Source organism: Mesorhizobium sp. WSM4844, assembly GCF_055811775.1.
In genome coordinates this window covers 117,565-138,960 of sequence record NZ_JBVVQB010000015.1, presented here as the reverse complement: position 1 = coordinate 138,960, position 21,396 = coordinate 117,565, and the positions used below count along the sequence as shown (strand labels likewise).

Sequence of the window (21,396 nt, the reverse complement as noted above, 5' to 3'; positions counted from 1 at the left end):
CCCCCCCCCCCCCCCCCCCCCCCCCCCCCCCCCCCCCCCCCCCCCCCCCCCCCCCCCCCCCCCCCGCCCCCCCGCCCGCCCCCCCCCCCCCCCCCCCCCCCCCCCCCCCCCCCCCGCGCCAGATCTACTCCCCAGGCGGTGAAACCCGAGCGCGAGACGAGGATCGGAATGCCCATTCGAACCGTCTTGATCGTCATTTCCGACGTCAGCCTGCCCGTCGTGTAAAGGATCTTGTCGGCCGGATCGATGCCCTGGCGATACATCCAGCCGGCGATCTTGTCGACGGCATTGTGGCGCCCGACGTCCTCCATGTAGCAGATCGGCGTGCCTTCCTTGCAAAGCACGCAGCCATGAATCGCGCCCGCCTGGAGATAGAGCGACGGCGTCGTGTTGATCGTGCGGGTCATTTGGTAAAGCCAGGAGGTGTGCAGCGCGGCTGGCGGCAGAGTGATATCGAGCGCCTCGAGAAGATCGCCGAAAGCGGTCCCCTGCGCGCAGCCTGAAGTCTGCGTCCGTTTCCTGAGCTTCTGCTCGTAATTGGTGTTGCGCTCGGTACGAACGACCACGACCTGCACGTCGTCGTCATAGTCGACCTCGGTTACGACGTCGTCGGACTTGAGCATGTTCTGATTGAGCAGGTAACCCAGCGCCAGATATTCGGGATAGTCGCCGATCGTCATCATCGTGACGATCTCCTGGGCATTTAGATAGAGCGTCAGCGGGCGTTCAACGGGGACGCGGATTTGAATAGCGGCGCCCGTATGATCGATGCCGCTGACCTGTTCGGTCAATCGGATGTCATCCGGGCTCGGCATGATGATGGCGGGGTCTGGTCGGGTTTTCATCTGTTGCATGGCGCTCTCTTGAAATTGCAATCCCGCTTGCCGGAGTGGACGCGTTACCTCCGGCTTGACCTGCACTATATAGCCTGTTCAAACCGATGCCGGTCCACAAAAGCGCGCACAGGCGCAGACTGGGTTTGCCGGATGGCGCCGAGCTGCCGGCTCGGCCAGATCCATAGAGGCTGAAGGCTCGATGGCGCAACTTTCAGATGACTGCTTCGCTTTCGGCGGCCCGATGCGATCGCTCGATGATACAGCCGCACTGATTGCTTCACGGCTGACCGTTGTCGACGAGACCGAAACCGTCCAGCTGGCGATTGCCGATGGGCGCGTCCTGGCGAGTGATCTGGTGGCGCCGCTGCCCCTGCCGCCTTTCACCAACTCAGCCGTCGACGGCTATGCACTGCGCGGCGACGACCTGCCGGGAACCGTTGAAAAAGCCTTGCCGGTGAGCGGCAGGATCCAGGCTGGGATGGCGCCGGATCGGCACGCCGCGCCCGGACAAGCCATACGCATCTTCACCGGCGCTCCGCTGCCGGAGGGGGCAGACACGGTCTACATGCAGGAAGATGTCCGTGTCGACGATACCGGCAGGGTCATTCTTCCGCCCGGCCTGAAAAGAGGAGCCAACGTGCGGCCGGCGGGCGAGGACGTCGCAGCAGGCAAGGTGGTCCTGCAGGCCGGCCAGCGCATGCGCCCGCAGGATGTTGCGCTCGCCGCGGCGCTCGGCATGACGCAGATCGATGTGCGGCGCAAAGTTCGCGTCGCGATCTTCTCGACCGGCAACGAGATCGTCGCGCCGGGAAAGGTCCGGGGACCGGCCCAGCTTTTCGATTCGAACCGCTTCATGCTGATGGCCATGCTGGCAAGATTGGGCTGCGAGACCACCGATTTGGGCATTCTGATCGACGACAGCAGGCTGATCGCGGATGTGCTGAGCAAGGCTGCGCCAGGACAGGACCTGATCCTGGCGTCCGGCGGGGTCTCGACCGGGGAGGCCGACTGCGTCAAGGCCGCCGTCGAGAGTGTGGGCACCCTGGTCTTCTGGCGGGTGGCCATAAAACCCGGCCGCCCAGTCGCCATGGGGGTGATCCGGGGAACAGCCTTCATTGGGCTGCCCGGCAATCCGGTGGCGAGCTTCGTCACATTCGCCCATATTGCGCGCGCCGCGATCCTTGCACTGGCCGGCGCACGGCAGCAGCCACCAAATTCGCGGCCTGTGCGGGCCGCCTTCTCCTATCGCAAAAAGCCGGGGCGACGCGAATATGTGCGGGTAAGCCTGCGTGGGACGCAGGACGGCACATATGAAGCCGTCAAATTCCCGCGCGAGGGCGCTGGCATGCTGTCTTCTTTGGTTCAAACGGACGGCCTTATCGAACTCGGCGAGGAAATAGCCGAGGTCGAGCCGGGCCAGACCGTTCAGTTCCTTGCCTATTCGGACCTGTATTGACGAACGCCGTCGAGCCGGCGGCACGCAGTTTGGCAAAAATGCGGTGCGACGCCTGGCCGCTCTCACTTGCGGTACCCCTGAGGCGGTGACCGTTGACGACCGCTGAGCGGTCCGCCATGGTGCGCCACCATGACGACGCGACAGCTCGATCTGACGGGATTGAAATGTCCCTTGCCGGCGCTGAAAACCCGCAAGGCGCTCAGCGGCATAAGCCCAGGCGAGCGCCTTGAGGTCCGTTGCACCGATCCGCTGGCAGCCATAGACATTCCCAATCTGATCAACGAAATGGGCGACCGCCTGGAGGCGATGCAACGGCAGGGAGACCACATCGTTTTCTTGATCGAGAAGGCGCAAGCTGCCCCGGTATAGGCCGTGCGACAAATCAGGGCGCAGATCAGTTCTGTCGCGGCGCCCCGGCCATGCTAAAATTGTCAACCGGCATTTGGTTCAACTTGTCTGCCAAGTCGATTTGTGTGCCAAGTCCTTGATCCAAGGTGCGCCGGGCTGAGGGAGCTCACAACCACATTGGTGGCGGGAGCCGCCTTCCTCAGACGAAGGGTCCGGGAGGAGAGAGGATGACAATGCAGCAACGGCGATCTCCCGATCGCGGACCCAAAGGGCGGGCGCTGGATGATGTTGCCCTGGCCGAGGTCCGGGAACTTCTTGGCCAGCGCGAACGCCGCCGGGATCTGTTGATCGAATTCCTGCATCTGATCCAGGACCACTACGGTTGTCTGTCGGCCGCGCATCTGCGCGCGCTTGCCGAAGACATGCGCCTGTCCCAGGTCGAGGTTTACGAGGTCGCGACCTTCTACGACCATTTCGATATCGTCAGGGAAGGCGAGGCGAGACCCGCGCCGCTGACAATCCGGGTGTGCGAATCGATAAGCTGCATGCTGGCGGGCGCCGAACACCTGATTGGCGAACTGGCCGCCAAGGCCGACCCAAACACAGTCCGCGTCATGCGTGCGCCCTGCATGGGCCGCTGCGCCGCAGCGCCCGCGGCGCGCATTGGCGACCGTGAGGTCGACCAAGCCAGCAGCCATATCCTCATCGATCTGGCTCGCTCGGGCGATACGAAAGTTGTCGTGCCCGATTATGTTGGCCTCGATGCCTATCGGGCCGCTGGCGGCTATCAGCTTCTCCGGAAGGTGAAGGCGGGCGAGACCGGCATTGACGCTATCATCGACACCATGGAGCACGCCGGTCTGCGCGGTCTCGGCGGCGCCGGCTTTCCGGCCGGCAAGAAATGGAACTTCGTGCGCGGCTATCCAGGGCCGCGGCTGATGTCGATCAATGGCGACGAAGGCGAACCTGGCACTTTCAAGGACCGCATCTATCTTGAAAAGGATCCGCACCGCACCTTCGAAGGCGCGATTATCGCCGCCCACGCGGTCGAGGCTGAGCGCATCTATTTCTACATGCGCGACGAATACCCTGCCGTGCTCGCCATTTTGCGCGCCGAGATCGCGGCGCTCGAGGCAGCCGGCATCGTCAAGCCCGGTTTCATCGATCTTCGGCGCGGCGCCGGCGCCTATATTTGCGGCGAGGAAAGCGCGATGCTGGAAAGCATCGAGGGCAAGCGCGGCATGCCCCGCCACCGGCCTCCCTATATTGCCGAAGTCGGACTTTTCGGACGCCCGACACTCAACCACAATGTCGAGACGCTGTGGTGGATTCGCGACATCGTCGAGAAGGGACCCGAATGGTTCGCCGCGCAGGGCAAGCCCGGCCATCAGGGAATTCGCTCCTGGTCGGTTTCCGGGCATGTGAAGGAGCCGGGTGTCAAGCTGGCCCCGGCTGGCGTCACCGTGCGCGAACTGATCGAGGATTATTGTGGCGGCATGGCAGACGGGCATGAATTCAAGGCCTATCTGCCAGGTGGAGCCTCGGGCGGCATCCTTCCGGCGTCGATGGGCGACATTGAACTCGATTTCGGCGGCGAACTCGCCAAGCAGGGCGCCTTTGTCGGCTCACATGCGGTGGTCGTGCTTTCGCAAGCCGACAACATCAGGGATGTGACCCTCAATCTCATGAATTTCTTCAAACACGAGAGTTGCGGGAAATGCACGCCGTGCCGGGAGGGAACCGAAAAGCTGGTAATGCTCTTGAAAGAGAAGGGCGTGCCGGATGAGACGGCGATGCGCGACCTTGAAACAGTGATGCGCGATTCCTCCATTTGCGGTCTCGGCCAGGCGGCGCCCAATCCGGTCAATCACCTTTTGACGCATTTTAGGGATGATCTTTGAAATGGCAGATGGCGTCATATTCACCCTCGACGGCAAGACGGTCACGGCCGCTGACGACGAGACGATCTGGGACGTTGCAAAGCGCGAAGGCACCAGGATTCCGCATCTGTGCCATGTCGACATGCCCGGCTATCGGCCAGACGGCAATTGCCGCGCCTGCATGGTCGATGTCGAGGGCGAACGGGTGCTTGCCGCCTCCTGCATCCGCAAGCCTTCCGCCGGAATGGTGGTGAAGACGGATACCGAACGGGCTACGAAATCGCGCCAGATGGTGTTCGAGCTTCTCGCCAGCAACATGCGGCCGGCGGCCGACGGTCCGGATCAGCAGTCGATGTTCTGGCAGTGGGCTGGTTCGATGGGCATTTCCGGCGCTCGCTACAGCTCGAAATTCGCCACCGATGATGTCCGGCCAGAATTCGACATCACCAATCCCGCCATTGCCGTCAATCTCGACGCCTGCATCACTTGCGGCGCCTGTGTCCGGGCCTGCCGCGAGGTCCAGGTCAACGATGTGCTTGGCATGGCCGAGCGCGGCAATCACTCGCTTCCCGTCTTCGACATGCACGATCCGATGGGCCTGTCGACCTGTGTCACCTGCGGTGAATGCGTGCAGGCCTGCCCGACCGGCGCGCTCTACGAAAAGTCGCTGATGGATGATGCAGGCAAGACCCGGGTCATCCAGGAATTCGACAAGGTCGTCGACACGCTGTGCCCGTTCTGCGGCGTCGGTTGCCAGACCAGCGTTGCGGTCAAGGACAACAGAATAGTCCAGGTCGATGGCCGCAATGGCTATGCCAACGAGAACCGGCTCTGCGTCAAAGGTCGTTTCGGCTTCGATTATGCGATGTCGCCTGAACGGCTGACCAAGCCGCTGATCCGCCGCGACGATGCGCCGAAGTCGGGCGATGCCGATATGCGCGGCGTCGATCCGCTGACCGTTTTTCGCGAGGCTAGCTGGGAAGAGGCGCTCGCGCGCGCCGCCGGCGGGCTGAAGACGATCCTCAGGGATCATGGCGGGCAGGCGCTGGCCGGTTTCGGCTCGGCGAAAGGCTCAAACGAAGAGGCCTATCTGTTCCAAAAACTGGTGCGCCAGGGTTTTGGCACCAACAATGTCGACCATTGCACGCGGCTTTGCCACGCATCTTCGGTGGCGGCGCTGATGGAAGGCGTCGGTTCGGGTGCGGTTTCGGCGCCCTTCAACGACGCGCTGAAGGCCGAATGCATCATCGTCATCGGCGCACGGCCGACCACCAACCATCCGGTCGCCGCGACCTATTTCAAGCAGGCGGCCAAGCGCGGCGCCAAGCTGATCGTCATGGACCCGCGCGGCCAGGACCTGATGCGCCATGCATCGCATTCGCTGCGATTCAAGGCTGGCAGCGACGTGGCCCTGCTGAACGCGCTGATCCACGTCATCATCGAGGAAAAGCTCTACGACGAGCAGTATATCCAGGCCAACGCTTCCGGATTCGAGGCCCTGAAGGCCAAGGTGAAGGATTTTTCGCCCGAGGCGATGGCCGAGGTCTGCGGCGTCGAGGCCAGCGTGCTGCGCGACGTCGCCCGCACCTATGCGACCGCCGAGCGGTCGATCATCTTTTGGGGCATGGGCATTTCCCAGCACACACACGGAACCGACAATGCGCGCTGCCTTATCGCTCTGGCACTGATCACCGGACATGTCGGCCGGCCGGGAACGGGCCTGCACCCACTGCGCGGCCAGAACAACGTGCAGGGCGCATCCGATGCCGGGCTCATCCCGATGTATTTTCCGGACTACAGATCAGTCGAGAATGTCGACATCCGCGGCCAGTACGAGAATTTCTGGGGCCAGACGCTCGACCCGAAACGGGGCCTGACGGTCGTCGAAATCATCGACGCCATCCATGACGGCGAAATCAAGGGCATGTACATATTGGGCGAGAACCCGGCCATGTCCGATCCCGACCAAACCCATGCCCGGCAAGCACTGGCCATGCTCGACCATCTGGTGGTGCAGGACATCTTCCTGACCGAAACCGCCTGGCACGCCGATGTGGTGCTGCCAGCCTCGGCCCATGCCGAAAAGCTCGGCACCTACACCAACACCAACCGGCAGGTGCAGATCGGCCGGCCGGCGCTCGACATGCCGGGCGAAGCCCGCCAGGATTGGGAACTGATAGTCGAACTGGCGAGGCGCATCGGTCTGGACTGGAATTACGGCCATGTCTCGGATGTTTATGCGGAAATGGCTGATGTGATGCCGTCCTTGAAACATATCTCCTGGGACCGCATCGAACGCGAGGGATCGGTTATTTATCCGGCCGACGGTCCCGACAAGCCCGGCAATGAGATCATCTTCTCGTCCGGATTCCCGACTGCGGACGGACGCGGCCGCATCGTGCCGGCCGATTTGCTGCCGCCTGACGAAGTGCCCGATGAAGAGTTTCCACTGGTGCTCACCACCGGCCGCCTGCTTGAGCATTGGCACACCGGCTCCATGACCCGCCGGGCGGGCGTGCTGGACGCGATCGAGCCACAAGGCATCGCTGCGATGAACCCTTATGAGATCAAGCGGCACGGCCTGCGCCAAGGAGAGATGATTGCGGTCGAGACCCGGCGCGGGACGGTAGACGCCATCCTGCGCGCCGACCGGGAGGTCGCCGACGGCATGGTGTTCATGCCGTTCTGCTTCAACGAAAGTCCGGCCAACGCGCTCACCAACCCGATGCTGGACCCCTACGGCAAGATCCCGGAGTTCAAATACTGCGCCGCGCGAATTGCGCCGGCGGCGAGGGCCGAAGCTGCCGAATAAACCAGTACCGCGCCATCTGCGAACGGTTGCCCGCAGCCGCACGGGGTAATCCATGCGCTAACCGGGGTTCTCCGAGCGGTTTGTCTTGCGCCACTCCTCGTACTCCCCGCGGGCATCATCATGCAGCGGATAGTAGAGTTGCAACGGCCCGCCCTCCATCAGCTTCACTCGCGAGAATTCCTCCCAATCGTGATGCTTCTGTGATTCTTCGATCACCTTTGCGGCCATTGCGACGGGAAGCACCACCACCCCGTCGTCGTCGGCGACGATGATGTCGCCGGGGATCACCGTGACACCGCCGCAGGCAATCGGAACGTTGACGGCATTGGGATAAATGCTGGTCTGCACATGATAGTTCGGCGTCCAGCCGCGCAGCCATAGAGGCAGATCGAGCTTTTCAACATTGGGCCGGTCACGCATGCATCCATCGATGACGATGCCGGCGCCGCCCCTGCCTTTGAAATACGTCGACATCATATCGCCGAAGACGCCCGAGCTCATGTCGCCGCGCGCGTCGACCACGACCACATCGCCCGCCTGCGCGTGATAAAGCACGTGCCGATGCAGCTGCGTCTCAGGATCGGCATATTCGCCCTCGGTGAACAGGTCCGGCCGCTGTGGCATGAACTGCAGCGTCAGCGCCGGCCCGACGATCGACTTGCCGTGGTTCTGCGCCACCGGTCCGACCATATGCGGATTGCGAAAACCCATGTGGCCAAGCGTGCCGGCAACCGTCGCGGCGCCGATCTCGCTGAGCGCGTCGATCAGGTCTTTTGGCGGCCGCGTGATGTCGGGAGCATGTGTCATGGTGGACTCCGTTGAATGGCAACTACCAGTTCGTAACAGAACCGTCGCGGCGCTTAAGGTGAGGCGCTTCCCAAAAACGAAAGCTCGCCGCCTGGATCGCCTCCTCGTTGACCTCGACGCCGAGCCCCGGCAGATCGCCGACCGGATAGTCGGTCCCGTCAAGCCGTGGTTGCACGGGGAAGAAGTCGGAATTGTCGAAGCCCAGCTTAGTTTCGGGTTCCCTGGTCTCGAGCCACGCGAAATTGGGTACCGCGGCGGCGAGATGCACGGTCGCGGCCGTGCACACCGGACCAAGGGGATTATGCGGCATCAGGTCGACATAGTGCGCCTCGCTCCAGCCAGCGACTTTCATTGCCTCGGTAAGCCCGCCGACATTGCAAACATCGAGCCGGTTGAACTGATGAATGCCGCGCTCGATGTAGGGCAGGAACTGCCACTTGCTGGAAAACTCCTCGCCGATGGCAAAGGGGATGTCGGTCATCGTACGCAGCGATTGGTAGGCCTCCGGTGTCTCGTCCCGTATCGGCTCCTCGAGGAAATCAAGCACGCCGCGGCCGAGCTTGTTGCAGAAGCTCGCCGCCTCGGCCACCGACAGCCGATGATGATAGTCGATGCCGAGGACGACGTCGTCGCCCAGCGCCTCGCGCGCCCTGTTAAGGATGCTGGCGGTAGCGCCGATCGACTCGCGCGGCTCGAAGATGTCCCTGCTGTTTTGCCCGGCGGGGAAGAAGCGGATCGCCTGCCACCCCTGTGCGCGTAACTCGCGGGCGCGTTCGATGGCAGCGTCACCTTCGGCCTCGTCTCCGGTCGAGGCGAAGGTGGGGATGCGGTGGCGCTGCTTGCCGCCGAGCAGCTCGTAGACCGGCACTCCCAGCGCCTTGCCCTTGATGTCGTGAAGGGCGATGTCGATGGCGGAAATCGCCGCCTGCAGAACACGTCCGCCTTCGAAGTACTGGCTGCGATAAAGCTCCTGCCAGATCCGGCCGATCTGCATCGGGTCGCGGCCGATGAGAAACTCGCGATAGTGCTCGACCGCACCGGCCACCGCCTTCTCCCGACCACTCAAGCCGCTCTCGCCCCAGCCGAAGATGCCCTGATCGGTCTCGACCTTGACGAGCATCTGGTTGCGCGTTCCTACCCACACCGGATAGGGCTTGATCGCGGTGATCTTAAGCTTCTCAGTCATCCACGCCCACGTTCCAAACGCATCCCCCTGTTTCAGTTGGCGCCCTGTTTCAGTTGGCGCCCTGTTTCAGTTGGCGCCCTGTCTCAGTCGGCCTTGAGGGCCATTTCGGTTTCGCCGTCGAACAGATGCATCCGCTCCTGGTCGAACTCGAGCCAGATCCGTACATCGGGCACGACAGCAATGTTCGGCGGCACGCTGACGTTGACGATGGCGCCGGACAGGAACGCCTGCACGAAGGTGACGTCTCCGGTCGGCTCCACCGTGTAGGCCTTGGCCGGAATGGCACCGGGAACCGCGCTGTTGCGCAGCTTGATCGTCGAGTGACGTGCGCCGAGCACGACTTTCCTAGTCGTTGCCCTTGCGACCTTCCGGGCGTTGCGCGGCGAGAGCTCAAAACTCCAGCCCTCCGCGCTGCTCAACACAGCGGCGCCGTTTGCCGTCGATGCCTGCAGCGGGATAAGGCTCATCGCCGGGCTGCCTATGAAGCTGGCGACGAACATGTTGACGGGATGGGCAAAGACCTGCGCCGGTGAATCATATTGCTGCAGGTAGCCGCCGTTCATCACCGCCATCTTGTCGGCCATGGTCACGGCTTCGAGCTGGTCGTGCGTCACATAGATGATCGTCGCCTTGAGGTCCTGGTGGAAGCGCTTGATCTCGGACCGCATCTGCACGCGCAGCTTGGCGTCGAGGTTGGAGAGCGGCTCGTCCATCAGGAACACGGCGGGGTCGCGGACAAGCGCACGGCCCAGGGCCACCCGCTGCTGCTGCCCGCCCGAAAGTTCGCGCGGCTTGCGCTCGAGCAGATGCGTCATGTCGAGCACTCGCGCCGCTTCCTTGACCTTCTTGTCGATCTCGTCCCTGGGCAGTTTGCGCATCTGCAGCGGGAACGCCAGGTTCTTGTAAACCGATTTCTGCGGATAGAGCGCGTAGTTCTGGAACACCATGGCGATGTCCCGGTCCTTGGGGTCGAGGTCGTTGACAACCCGGTCGCCGATGACGATGTCGCCCGATGTCATCGGGATCAGCCCCGCGACGAGATTGAGCGTGGTTGTCTTGCCGCAGCCTGAAGGGCCGACGAGCGCAACGAATTCGCCGTCATTGACCGTCAGCGACACGTCGTTGACAGCCTTGAAGCTGCCATAGGACTTGACGAGATCTTTGAGGACCACGTGGGCCATCGGCAACTCCCTAGTGCTTGACCGCGCCTTCTGTAAGGGCGCGTACGAAGTATCGTTGCAGGACGAGGAACAGCACGACGACGGGCACGCTCATCATGAAACTGGCCGCCATCAGGCCAGGAAAGTCCGTCGTATTTTCCGAGAAGAAGCGCTGGATGCCGACCGGCAGCGTCAACTGGTCGTTCTTGGTGAGGAAGGTGTAGGCGTAGATGTACTCGTTCCACGCGCCGATGAACGAATAGATCGCGGTGGCGATGATCCCCGGCGTCGAGAGCGGCATCACAATCAAGATGAAGGCCTGGAACCGCGTTGCTCCATCGATGCGCGCCGCCTGCTCGAGCTGCACCGGAATGTTGTCGTAAAAGCCCTTGAGCAACCAGATCGCCAGCGGCAGGCCGAAGGTGAGATAGGTGAGAATCAGCGAGCCATGCGTGTTCATCAACCCGAGCAGGCGCATCAGGATGAACAGCGGCACGAGAAAGATCACCGCCGGGAACATGTTGCGCAGCAGCACGGCAAAGAACAGGAAGTTCCGGCCGGGGAAGCTGAAGCGCGAAAACGCGTAGGCCGCAGGTACGGCGACGATCACCGAGAGGATTGTCGTGACGGTCGACACGAAAAGGCTGTTCCAGAAGAAGCGGAGGAAGTCCTGGCCGACGCTGTTCTGGGGATCGAGCAGCTTCTCGTAGCTGGCGAGGGTAGGTTCGTCCGGCCACCATTGCGGCGGGAACTGCAACGCCGCGAACCCCGACTTGATCGAGGTGATCAGCATCCAGATCATCGGCACCGCGGTGTAAAGCAGCATGAACGCGAGGAAGATGCGCCCGGTCCACCGCCATCCGTCGACGCGCATCCGGCGACGGCTCAGGGCTCGCGGGGCGGTCTCGGCAGTGGTGCTCATGCGCTCCCCTCCTGCCGCTCGTTACCGCTTAGCGCACGGACGTAGAAGTAGCCGAGCGTCATCAGGGTGAGGAACAGGAGCACCGAATAGGCAGATGCCACGCCCCAGCGCTGCCGGCCGAAGGCGAGCTCATAAATGTGGGTGATCCAGATATGCGAAGCGTTGGACGGCCCGCCGCCGGTCATGATCCAGGGGATGATGAAGGAATTGAAGTTGGCCACCGCGAGCAGCAGGATCGTCACCGTCGAGACGTTGCGCAAGTGCGGGAAGGTGACGTGCCAGAAGCGTTGCCAGGCGCTGGCGCCGTCGACCTGCGCGGCGCGCAGCAACTGCTCGGGCACGGTCTGCAGGCCGGCCATCATCATGATCATGGCAAACGGAAACTCGCGCCAGATATTGACGACGATCAGGGAAGGCAGCACCGTGTTGACGCTGTCGATGAAATTCGGCGGTCGGTCGGCCAATCCGAGGCCGACCAGCACCGCACCGATGATCCCGAAGTCCGAATGATAGATCCACTTCCAGATATAGGAGGCGGCGACCGCGCTGATGACCCAGGGAATGATCAGGATCGCGCGCAGCACACCGCGGCCGACAAACTCGCGGTGGAGTGCCAGCGCGGTGGCAAACCCCAGGACAAAGGCAATCAAGGTAGAACCCAGCGTCCAGATCAGAGTGTTCCAGGTAACCCTCCAGAACACCTCGCTGGTGAGGATGGTTATGTAGTTGTCGAAGCCGATGAAGCTCTTGTCGCGAAGCTGCAGGCCAGGCGGCGTCTTGAAGAACGACAGCTCGATCGTGTAGTAGATCGGATAGGCGATGACGACGAGCATCACGGCGATCGCAGGGAGCACATACGCGTAGTCAGCGCGATGCTCCCATATCTGGCGTAGCACGCCGGACCTGCCGGATTGCAATCTTCGGCGAGCCTCGGCCTTGCCGGTCACGATCGTCACTTGGCGCGCCCTTATTTCTTCTGAACGAACCGGCTGCACTATCGGTGCAGCCGGTCAGGCCTGGACTAGAGTCCGCCCATCAGGTCTCTTACCTTCCTGGCCGCGTCGTCGGCTGCCTCGTCGACGGTCATCGCTCCGGTCAGGGCATTCTGCAGCATGTCCGGGACGATGATGTTCATGATCTCGGGAGCCTGCGGCAGCGCCGGGAACGGGATGCCATATGGCAGCATCGAGGTCGTCACGTCGAGGAACTTGATGTTGTCCAGACGTTCCTTCATCCATTTGGTCTTGAAGCCGTTAAGGTTGCCCGGGTTCGAGCCGGCATAGGCCATCTTCAGCGACCATTCAGGGCTCGTCCACATGCAGATGATAGCCTTTGCGGCCGGCTCGTCGACCTTGCCGCCCTCGACATATTCAGGCTTCAGGATGTGAATGTTCGAGCCGCCGAACACGACTGCGCGCTTGCCGTCGGGGCCAGTGGGAATCAGGCCGTAGCGCATGTTGTCGATGACGGTCTGCGCCTTGTCCTTGTCGGCGCCCGTCGCCTTCTTCTGCAGGTCGAGCATGACGTCGTAGTCGGACGGATGCGAGATCATCATGCCGAGCTGGCCGGCGAGGAACAGGGGCTGGTTGTCGGCCTGCTGGTTGGTGAGCGCCGAAACCGGAACCGACTTGTCGCGAACATACATGTCGTACGAGGCTTGCAGGGCGGCCTTGCTCTGCGGGCTATCGAGCTGGACCTCCTCATAGGTCGGGTTCGCGGTGGCTTCGTCGAAGACGCCGCCGCCATGAGCCCACAACTGCGGCATGAAGCGGTACGGCGTATTGCCGGCATTCTTGCGAGCCACGAGGCCGTAACCGGCAATGCCGAGCTTGTCGTGGATCTGCTTGGAATACTTGACGACGTCGTCCCAAGTTGCCGGAGCCTTGTCTGGATCGAGGCCCGCACGCTTGAAGATGTCGGCGTTCCAGATGAACGCCATCGTCTCGTTGTTGGTTGGAATGCCGTAGGTCACTCCCTCCCAGGTCACGGCCTTCATGGCGCCGGGCCAGAAGTCCTCGGTGGAATACCCGACATCCTCGGGTTTGAGCGGCTCCAGATAGCCTTTTGAGGCGAACTCGGTACCACCCAGGATTTGCAGGCGGACCGCCATCGGCGCGGCATTGCCGAGGAGCGCCGTGCGGAACTTGTCCAGAAGATCGTTGTAGGTGAGGGCTTGTTCCTCGAGCTGGATGTTCGGATAGGTCTTGCGGAACGTCTCGAAGAAATCCTTGTAGTACTGGCGCAAAAGGTCGGGGTCGCCCTCGAACACGCCCTGATACCAGAAAGTCAGTCGCCCCTTGTAGTCGAGCGGGGTGACCTTGGCGCAATCGGCCGCGGTGTCAAAATCCTCTGTGCCCGCAATGGAGCGCACATATTCCGGCGACCACTTGCTGAGGTCGACGGGCGCTCCCAGCGCCGATGTCGACATCAGCGATGCCATCAAAGCAGTGGCGACAGTGCCGCGCAGGACCGCACTGCCGAGCGTAATCCTCGTCATAGGTATCCTCCCTGGTTCTCCATGCCGCCCTGCGCCGAGGCAAGGCGGTCTAGCTCGTTCGACCGCGGGACGCCTTTCTATTCTATGTATCCCTTCGATCATTTTGTACGTTTTCAGATCGTGGATTGCCTGTCAACGCGCTGGATCGTACATTGTTTGTGAAAACCGTGTGTGATATCGGGCAGGGTATGTGTTGATCAGGGGAGCCGGTCTTGGCCGAAATAGATGATTTTAAAGCCATGCCACCGGTGGAGACTGACCCCATGGCCTCCAGCGAGGGCGCCTCGCTTTATGAACTGATCAGGGAAGACATCATCGAGGGACGGCTCGCCGCCAACGAACGGCTTGTGGTCACCGATCTCGCCCGGCGTCACGGCACCTCGACAAACCCCGTACGCGAGGCCCTGCAGCTCTTGCGCGGGGAGGGTTTTGTCACCTTTCTCCCCAACCGCGGGGCGCGCGTGCGACCCATAGATCAGGATTTTGTCCGGGATATCTATGAAATCGGTGTTCTGATCGAGCCGGCCCTGACGCGATGGTTTGTGAACATGGCAACCGGCGAGGACATCGCCGAACTCGAACGTCTCCAAGGCCTGATTGAAGAGAACAACTTTGCCGACACCTTCAGGCACAGTGAACTGGATACCGCCTTCCACACCGTGATGTACCAGCGGCACTATAACCGCCATGCCGCTGAACTTTGGTGGAAGCATCGCGAAGTGCTGCGAGCCGTGAGCCGGCGTTTCAATTTCACGCTGGCGCGTCGTGCCGCGATCATTCGCGAGCACCGCGAACTCATCGCGCACGTGAAAGCGGGAGAAGCCGACAAGGCGGCCGAACTCGTTTCCCGCCATGTCGAGGGTTCCGGCCGGCATATCCTCGAACAGATGCGTGCGCGCAACGCCGCTCGGGCCGGATAGGAACGAAGGTCCAGTCTCGAACACCGTTAGCCCTAAGCATTTCAGATAAAGGGATTGAGATGAAAATCACGAGCATTCGGCCGTGGCTGATCAAGTCCGATGCTTCTTATTGGGGAGAGTTCCTGTTCGTCGAAGTGACGACCGACGAGGGGGTGAGTGGCTGGGGAGAGATCACCACCACGACAAAGCTCGCCAACCGCGCTCTGTGCACGATCCTGCGGCAGATCGGCGTCGCCGTGACAGGCGAGGATCCAGCGCGTATCGAGTATCTCTGGCACAAGATTTTCCGCAGCTTCACCTATATGGGCAGCCGCGGCGCCGCCGTCGAATGTGTGAGCGCCATCGATATAGCCCTCTGGGATATCCGCGGCAAAGTCCTCGGCAAGCCGATTTACGAGCTGCTGGGCGGACCGGTACGCGATGAAATCGCGCTCTACACCCATCCCAACCAGGCCAAATTCACCAGCAAGGAGGCGGTGGTCCGCGAAATTCTGGACATCGTCGAGTCCGGACACACTGCGCTCAAGTTCGATCCTTTCCCCCACCAGGGCCACAGCGCCGATGGCCTGTCCCGTGAACAGCGGGACGGCTACCTCGATGGCAGCATGACCCGCAAGGACGAGCGCGAAGCCGCCGAACTCACGGCGCTGATCCGCGAAACGGCGGGGCCTGACGTCGACGTTCTCATCGATGCGCATGGCCGCTTCGACGTTCCCACCGCCATTCGCCTCTGTCGGAGTCTTGAGGAAGCCGGCCAGATCGACTGGTTCGAGGAGCCTTGCCCGCCCGAGAGCCTGAACGCCCTCAAGCAGGTGCGTGAAAAAGTCAGTGCTGCCATCTCGTGGGGCGAGCGCGGCCACACGAAGTGGGATTTCGTGCCGGTACTCGAGAACAAGCTCGCTGACTACATCATGCCTGATATCACCTGGACCGGCGGCATTACCGAGCTCAAGAAGATTTCTGCCCTATGCGAAGCCTACTACATCCCGGTCTCGCCACATGACGCTGCGGGACCGATCAACGTGGTTGCGGGAGCACAGGTGATGATGACCGTTCCTAACTTCTACAGGCTCGAAACGTCGGAGTGGAACCTGGGCAAATACGATCACCTCATCGACAGACCGCTCGACGTCTCGAACGGCAGCCTCAAGCTGACGTCGAGGCCTGGTCTCGGTATTGAGATGGACCGTGACTACCTGCAAGCCCACGAGATCGAGCTGGGCTAGCAACGCCCTATGCCGGCCCGGCGTGCGGGCGACATGCCCCAATCCACCAGAACGAGGACAAGTCATGGCAAAGACGGCCGACGAGGCGCTCAATCGGGTGAATGCGAACTCCAAGCCATCCGAGCTCCGCATCACCGACATGCGGGTTGCCGAAATCGTCGGCGGGCCGTTCACCTCGACCCTGCTCAAGATTTACACCAACCAGGGCATCGTCGGACTTGGCGAGGTGCGCGACGGCGCCAGCGCCACCTATGCGCTGATGCTGAAGAGCCGGCTGCTTGGCGAGAACCCTTGCAACATCGATCGCCTGTTTCGCCGGGTCAAGCAGTTCGGCGGGCACGGCCGGCAAGGCGGCGGCGTCTCGGCGGTCGAAATCGCGTTGTGGGATCTCGCCGGCAAGGCCTATGGCGTGCCCATCTACCAGATGCTCGGCGGCCGGTTTCGCGAGAAGGTGCGCCTCTATTGCGATACCGACGCCACCGTGCCGAGCGGCACCGAGACCGGCAAGCGCCTCAAGCAGCGCATGGCGCTCGGCTTCACCTTCCTCAAGATGGATCTGGGATTGATGCAGATCGCCGACGTCCCCGGTGCGGTCGTGTCTCCTGCCGGCTCACTTGATGGGTACCGCGTCCAGCCCGGCCGCGGCCAGGTCAAGACCCTTGAAGAGCGGCGCGCCCGCAACGCCGCCTACGATTTGCATAACGTCCCCCACCCATTTACCGGCCTCCACTTTTCCGACAAGGGCCTCGACTTGCTTGAGCAGTACATTGCCGAGGTTCGCGAAATTATCGGCATGGATATTCCGCTCGCCATCGACCACGTCGGCCACATCTCGCTGCAGAACGGTATTCGCCTCGCCAGGCGGATTGAAAAATATGTGCCGGCCTGGCTCGAGGATGTGATCCCATGGCAGTACACCGAGCACTACCGACAACTGCAGGACGCCACCACGGTGCCGATCTGCACCGGCGAGGACATTTACCTCAAGGAGGGCTTCGAGCCTCTGCTCAAGAGCGGCGGCCTTTCCATTATCCACCCGGACCTGCTCACCAGCGGGGGCATCCTCGAGACCAAGAAGATCGGCGACATGGCGCAGGACCACGGCGTCGCCATGGCCATCCATATGGCGGAAAGTCCGATCGCGGCGATGGCCGCGGCACATGTCGCGACCGCGACCGAAAACTTCATGGCGCTCGAATACCACTCTGCCGATGTCGACTGGTGGGACGATATCGTCACCGGCGTTGCCAGGCCGCTCGTGAAGGACGGCTTTATCACCGTTCCCGACAGACCGGGCCTGGGGATTGACGACGTCGTCGACGAGGTGATCTCGCAGCATCTGCAGCCGGGTGTCACCGGCATCTGGCAGCCCACGGATCACTGGGACAACGAGTATTCCTGGGATCGCACCTGGAGCTGAGGCGAAAAGAACCGAAGATGAAGATCACCGACCTCCGCTGTGCCGTTATCGGCAAGCACCCCATCGTACGCATCGTCACCGACGAGGGCTTCCATGGCCTGGGCGAGGTCGAGTACACCAAGCCCTATCTCAAGCCCTGGGTCCTGCATTTTCGTGAGGCGCTGATCGGCGAGGACCCGACCGACGTCGAACGGGTGATGCTGAAGATCCGCCAACGCGGCTCTTTCAAGCCCTATGGCGCAGCGGTCAGCGCTATCGAGCATGCGCTGTGGGACATTGCCGGCAAGGCCGCAGGCGTGCCGGCCTACAAACTGCTCGGCGGCAAGGTGCGCGACAGGGTGCGCGTCTACAACGGCTCGATCCGCAGGAAACGCACGGGCGACCGGCCACAGGATTACGCCGCCGACGTCAAATGGATGATGGAGCAGCCGCAGAACTTCTTCATGATCAAGCAGGGAATCTCGTTCCACTCCAACATGAAGGACACCATCGAGGGTTTCCATTACGGCGTGACGCAGAAGCAGGCCGGCTATCACGGAGCCATGGATCAAGGCGTGATCAGCGAGCGCGGTTTCAATCACATGCTCGACTGCGTGATCGCGATGAAGGAAGTGCTGGGCGACAAGGTGAGCCTGGCGCTCGACTGCGGCCCGGGCTGGATGCTGCCCGATGCGATCAAATTCGCTCGCGCGGTTGAGAAGTACAATTTGATGTGGCTGGAGGACATGCTTACTGGCGACTATGTGCCGTGGGTCAATCCGCAGGCCTATCGGGAGCTGACAACCTCGACCTCGACGCCAATCCATACCGGCGAGCAGATTTACCTCAGGCACAATTTCAAGGAGCTGATCGAGACGCAGGCGGTGCGCGTCATCGGCCCCGATCCTGCCGATATCGGCGGCATTGCCGAGCTCAAATGGGTCGCCGAGCACGCCCATATGCACTCGATCCTGATGGCGCCGCACGGCACGGCGAACGGCCTGCTTGGCCTCGGCGCGCTGATCAACGTCTGCGCCACCTTGCCCGCCAACTACATCGCCTTCGAATATCCGAGCGCCTCCGATCCCTGGTGGGAGGACCTCGTGATCGGCCTGCCGTCGCAGATCGTGACGGACAGCATGGTGGATCTGCTGGAAGCGCCGGGGCTGGGCCTCGATCTCGACGCCGAAGCAGCCCGAAAGTATCTCAGGGAAGAGGATGCGGGCTTCTTCGACTGAACCATCCCTGGATGCCACTATCGGTATGGCAGACCGGGCCGGATGTTGTTTCCCTAAGGATTGCGATGATCATTCATTTGGTAGACGGCACATACGAACTGTTTCGCCACTTCTATGGCCAACGCCGGTTCAACAATGGCCAGGACAAGCCGTTTGGCGCCGTCGTCGGCGTGCTGAATACAGTGCTGGAGATGATCGAGAACGGCGCCACACATATTGGGGTGGCCACCGATCATGTAATCGAATCGTTCAGAAATCAGCTCTGGCCCGGCTACAAGACCGGGGATGGCATCGAGCCGGCATTGCTCGCGCAGTTCCACCCCCTCGAGGACGCCCTGGCGGCGATGGGAGTGGCGGTCTGGCCGATGATCGAGCTGGAAGCCGACGACGCGCTGGCATCCGCGGCACACAGCGCGGCTGCCGATGAGGGCGTGCAGAAGGTGTGCATCTGGACGCCGGACAAGGATCTCGCGCAGTGTGTGCGCGGCGACCATGTCGTCCAGGTAGACCGCAGGACCCAGAAAATTCGCGATGCCGCCGGCGTACGCGAGAAGTTCGGAGTTGAGCCGGCCCTGATTCCAGATTTCCTCGCGCTCGTGGGTGATGCCGCCGATGGCTATCCGGGTCTCGAAGGCATCGGCCTGGTCTCGGCCGCCCGGCTGCTTGGCCGCTACGGCCCTCTTGAAAGCTTTCCGCCTGAAGCCCTCGGCAAGCGGAGAGAGCTCGCGCTTTTGTTCAAAAATCTCGCGACGCTGCGCACCGACGCTCGGCTGTTCGATAATGTCGAGGAGCTGCGCTGGCACGGCCCGACCAAAGCGTTCGAGATGTGCGTGATCCAGCTAAATGACGCCCGGCTCCTCACCCGTGCGCTCAAGGCTCGCCGTAGCTGACTTCGGGAGGCGAGGTCTGGAAGCGACTTTTGGAAGACCAGCTCGAGTCCCCGATCGCACAGGGGCACTGTGCTCGCGGCAAGAGTCCGGATGAAGAACTAAGCGTTGTTCAGCGCGAAACCAACGCTTTGCCCTACAAGAACGGGCGCATGAGATGCCGCCGCCAGGACCGGTCGCCGCGTCCGACGAGCGGATCAAGATCGGCCGTCCGGTTCGCAAGCGGAAGATCGGGCCGAACGGGCGAGACGAGTTGAGGGTGATCCTGCGAACGATCCTTTGGAGCAGAGATCGCTTCGGGTCCGCAGTGCCTGATGCCCAACACGACCGCATCTCGTCGGCTCGCCGCATCGCCGACTGGATTTCACCAGCGTCGGCCCATTGCCGAATCCAATCAGACAGTTCGGCATGATCACCGAATTAACCACATTCGAAGAAGGCGAAAGGCGGTTGGGTCTGTCACCGATCCGTCTCGCGTAACATGTTACTGTTGGAATTGGGGGCATCCGCAGCACGTCCAGCGCAAAGGCAAGGAAGAGACAGGATGCCGACCTTAAGCAATGGCAGTGAACTCATCGTATGGAACGAACCAGAGAATCCCAATCCGACTCCTGACTCGGTCCTTTTCAGCATTACGGAAACAGACGGCGACGTAATCGGACCGATAGGCGCAAAGCCGGATTTTCCTTTCGGTGGGATCGAACTGGCTTCGGTCGATGTCTTCGACGGCTTCTTCACCATCACCAGCTTCACCCACGAGGGCAGGACCGAAACCTGGACGACAGTGGAAACGCAGGTCTTCGACAACGAAGGCAATTTTCTCCGCACCGTGTCCGACCAGGCGGCCTTCCAGTCGGTCCGGATCGTCTCGATCAGCGCCGACAGCCCCGACGACCTCACGCTGACATGGATCGGGGCGAACGAATATTTCGGCGGCGAAAACACCCAATACGGTCAGCACCAGATCATCTTGAAAGGCGGCGTGCTTCAGCCCGACACCTTCGTTAATCACGCGCCCACTGTTGCCGACCTGGACTTGTCGATTTCGCAGGCGCAATCTCTCGACGACGTCAAGTTCAGCGCGACAGATGCCGACTACGATCTCTTGAACTTTATCGTCTTGGACGGGCCGGACAGCGGCACCCTGGAGCAGGAGACGAGTTTCGACGGTAACCACTACCCGTTTCACCAGGGTTATTATGGCACTACCCTGCACTATCATGCGGATTTTCTGAGCGGAAACCTGTTCGACTACACACCGGAGGCAGGGTTCATCGGCACCGACAGCTTTACGGTTTACGCTACGGACGGCCAGGGCCACAGCAATGTGGCGACGATTACGATCACAGTCACTCCGCCGGCCGAATCCATTACCCTGACCGACGCCAAAAACATCGCGAGCTACGCAAGCCATGATCACGCCGTGCTCGTCGCCGCGCTGGACGGGGGCGACCGCATCAGCGGCACCGCGTTCAACGATACGCTCGACGGCGGTGCCGGCCACGACCAGCTGTTCGGCGGCGTGGGCGCGGACGACATAATTGGAGGCGCGGGCACCGATTGGCTGAAGGGCGGCGCTGGCGATGACGAGATCAGCGGTGGTGAGGGCGCAGACGGCGTCCGCGGTGACACTGGCGACGACGTCCTCGACGGCGGCGCCGGCTCCGACGACATGCGAGGTGGTGCTGGCGACGACATCCTCAATGGCGGCGCCCGCCCCCCCCCGCGGGGCCGCGCCCCCCGTTGGGTGGGGGATTTAAAAAAATGGCGCGGGCGCCCCCGATTGGAGTGGTTGTATAGGTGGGGGGGGGTTGAATTTAAA

At 62.0% G+C, this 21,396-nt stretch carries 17 protein-coding genes; 10 read left to right on the top strand and 7 right to left on the bottom strand.

Translation table 11 applies throughout. The features are described from left to right. A partial coding sequence (locus tag AC0L2A_RS15040; protein ID WP_473609418.1) for a formate dehydrogenase accessory sulfurtransferase FdhD occupies positions 1-854 on the bottom strand: 854 nt, incomplete at its 3' end. A gap of 181 nt (positions 855-1,035) precedes the next feature. Here AC0L2A_RS15040 and AC0L2A_RS15035 point away from each other — a divergent pair. The 4 genes from AC0L2A_RS15035 to fdhF all read left to right on the top strand — a co-directional run bounded on the left by AC0L2A_RS15035 (position 1,036) and on the right by fdhF (position 7,332). Further along, on the top strand, positions 1,036-2,292 hold the full coding sequence (locus tag AC0L2A_RS15035; RefSeq protein WP_473609416.1) for a molybdopterin molybdotransferase MoeA: 1,257 nt from the start codon (positions 1,036-1,038) through the stop codon (positions 2,290-2,292). Positions 2,293-2,421: 129 nt separating this feature from the next. Further along, positions 2,422-2,661, top strand: a complete 240-nt coding sequence (locus AC0L2A_RS15030) for a sulfurtransferase TusA family protein (protein WP_031254334.1) — start codon at positions 2,422-2,424, stop codon at positions 2,659-2,661. A 206-nt stretch (positions 2,662-2,867) separates the two neighbouring features. Continuing rightward, positions 2,868-4,541 (top strand): NADH-ubiquinone oxidoreductase-F iron-sulfur binding region domain-containing protein, encoded by a 1,674-nt coding sequence (locus AC0L2A_RS15025; RefSeq protein WP_473609415.1) that lies wholly within the window; start codon positions 2,868-2,870, stop codon positions 4,539-4,541. A 1-nt stretch (position 4,542) separates the two neighbouring features. Then, positions 4,543-7,332 (top strand): formate dehydrogenase subunit alpha, encoded by a 2,790-nt coding sequence (gene fdhF, locus AC0L2A_RS15020; protein WP_473609414.1) that lies wholly within the window; start codon positions 4,543-4,545, stop codon positions 7,330-7,332. A 57-nt stretch (positions 7,333-7,389) separates the two neighbouring features. Here fdhF and AC0L2A_RS15015 read toward each other — a convergent pair whose 3' ends face one another. The 6 genes from AC0L2A_RS15015 to AC0L2A_RS14990 form a co-directional block, all read right to left on the bottom strand. Then, positions 7,390-8,139, bottom strand: coding sequence for a ribonuclease activity regulator RraA (locus tag AC0L2A_RS15015; RefSeq protein WP_473609412.1), 750 nt, complete (start codon positions 8,137-8,139; stop codon positions 7,390-7,392). 22 nt (positions 8,140-8,161) lie between these two features. Continuing rightward, positions 8,162-9,325, bottom strand: coding sequence for a mandelate racemase/muconate lactonizing enzyme family protein (locus AC0L2A_RS15010; protein WP_473609411.1), 1,164 nt, complete (start codon positions 9,323-9,325; stop codon positions 8,162-8,164). Positions 9,326-9,408: 83 nt separating this feature from the next. Continuing rightward, complete coding sequence (locus AC0L2A_RS15005; protein ID WP_473609409.1) at positions 9,409-10,506, bottom strand: ABC transporter ATP-binding protein; 1,098 nt, start codon at positions 10,504-10,506, stop codon at positions 9,409-9,411. 10 nt (positions 10,507-10,516) lie between these two features. Then, a complete protein-coding gene (locus AC0L2A_RS15000; RefSeq protein ID WP_023797625.1) occupies positions 10,517-11,407 on the bottom strand; it encodes a carbohydrate ABC transporter permease in 891 nt (296 codons plus the stop codon). After that, the gene (locus AC0L2A_RS14995; protein ID WP_473609408.1) at positions 11,404-12,363 is read right to left on the bottom strand and encodes a carbohydrate ABC transporter permease; all 960 of its coding nucleotides are present in this window, start codon (positions 12,361-12,363) and stop codon (positions 11,404-11,406) included. Before AC0L2A_RS14995 ends, AC0L2A_RS15000 begins: the two co-directional genes overlap by 4 nt. Before the next feature lie 65 nt (positions 12,364-12,428). Next, entirely contained in the window at positions 12,429-13,904 is a 1,476-nt protein-coding gene (locus AC0L2A_RS14990) for an ABC transporter substrate-binding protein (RefSeq protein ID WP_473609406.1), read from the bottom strand. A gap of 212 nt (positions 13,905-14,116) precedes the next feature. Here AC0L2A_RS14990 and AC0L2A_RS14985 point away from each other — a divergent pair, with 212 nt between their 5' ends. The 6 genes from AC0L2A_RS14985 to AC0L2A_RS14960 all read left to right on the top strand — a co-directional run. Next, complete coding sequence (locus AC0L2A_RS14985; protein WP_027151244.1) at positions 14,117-14,824, top strand: GntR family transcriptional regulator; 708 nt, start codon at positions 14,117-14,119, stop codon at positions 14,822-14,824. Positions 14,825-14,883: 59 nt separating this feature from the next. Further along, complete coding sequence (locus AC0L2A_RS14980) at positions 14,884-16,050, top strand: mandelate racemase/muconate lactonizing enzyme family protein (protein ID WP_473609405.1); 1,167 nt, start codon at positions 14,884-14,886, stop codon at positions 16,048-16,050. A 64-nt stretch (positions 16,051-16,114) separates the two neighbouring features. After that, complete coding sequence (locus AC0L2A_RS14975) at positions 16,115-17,470, top strand: mandelate racemase/muconate lactonizing enzyme family protein (RefSeq protein WP_473609404.1); 1,356 nt, start codon at positions 16,115-16,117, stop codon at positions 17,468-17,470. Positions 17,471-17,487: 17 nt separating this feature from the next. Then, positions 17,488-18,687 (top strand): mandelate racemase/muconate lactonizing enzyme family protein, encoded by a 1,200-nt coding sequence (locus AC0L2A_RS14970; RefSeq protein ID WP_473609402.1) that lies wholly within the window; start codon positions 17,488-17,490, stop codon positions 18,685-18,687. A 65-nt stretch (positions 18,688-18,752) separates the two neighbouring features. Then, positions 18,753-19,577, top strand: coding sequence for a 5'-3' exonuclease (locus tag AC0L2A_RS14965; protein ID WP_473609401.1), 825 nt, complete (start codon positions 18,753-18,755; stop codon positions 19,575-19,577). A gap of 541 nt (positions 19,578-20,118) precedes the next feature. Continuing rightward, a partial coding sequence (locus AC0L2A_RS14960; RefSeq protein WP_473609400.1) for a calcium-binding protein occupies positions 20,119-21,396 on the top strand: 1,278 nt, incomplete at its 3' end.

Coding starts and splice junctions, on each gene's coding strand:
- AC0L2A_RS15035 (WP_473609416.1), top strand. CDS start 1,036: ATGGCGCAACTTTCAGATGACTGCTTCGCTTTCGGCGGCCCGATGCGA.
- AC0L2A_RS15030 (WP_031254334.1), top strand. CDS start 2,422: ATGACGACGCGACAGCTCGATCTGACGGGATTGAAATGTCCCTTGCCG.
- AC0L2A_RS15025 (WP_473609415.1), top strand. CDS start 2,868: ATGACAATGCAGCAACGGCGATCTCCCGATCGCGGACCCAAAGGGCGG.
- fdhF (WP_473609414.1), top strand. CDS start 4,543: ATGGCAGATGGCGTCATATTCACCCTCGACGGCAAGACGGTCACGGCC.
- AC0L2A_RS15015 (WP_473609412.1), bottom strand. CDS start 8,139: ATGACACATGCTCCCGACATCACGCGGCCGCCAAAAGACCTGATCGAC.
- AC0L2A_RS15010 (WP_473609411.1), bottom strand. CDS start 9,325: ATGACTGAGAAGCTTAAGATCACCGCGATCAAGCCCTATCCGGTGTGG.
- AC0L2A_RS15005 (WP_473609409.1), bottom strand. CDS start 10,506: ATGGCCCACGTGGTCCTCAAAGATCTCGTCAAGTCCTATGGCAGCTTC.
- AC0L2A_RS15000 (WP_023797625.1), bottom strand. CDS start 11,407: ATGAGCACCACTGCCGAGACCGCCCCGCGAGCCCTGAGCCGTCGCCGG.
- AC0L2A_RS14990 (WP_473609406.1), bottom strand. CDS start 13,904: ATGACGAGGATTACGCTCGGCAGTGCGGTCCTGCGCGGCACTGTCGCC.
- AC0L2A_RS14980 (WP_473609405.1), top strand. CDS start 14,884: ATGAAAATCACGAGCATTCGGCCGTGGCTGATCAAGTCCGATGCTTCT.
- AC0L2A_RS14975 (WP_473609404.1), top strand. CDS start 16,115: ATGGCAAAGACGGCCGACGAGGCGCTCAATCGGGTGAATGCGAACTCC.
- AC0L2A_RS14970 (WP_473609402.1), top strand. CDS start 17,488: ATGAAGATCACCGACCTCCGCTGTGCCGTTATCGGCAAGCACCCCATC.
- AC0L2A_RS14965 (WP_473609401.1), top strand. CDS start 18,753: ATGATCATTCATTTGGTAGACGGCACATACGAACTGTTTCGCCACTTC.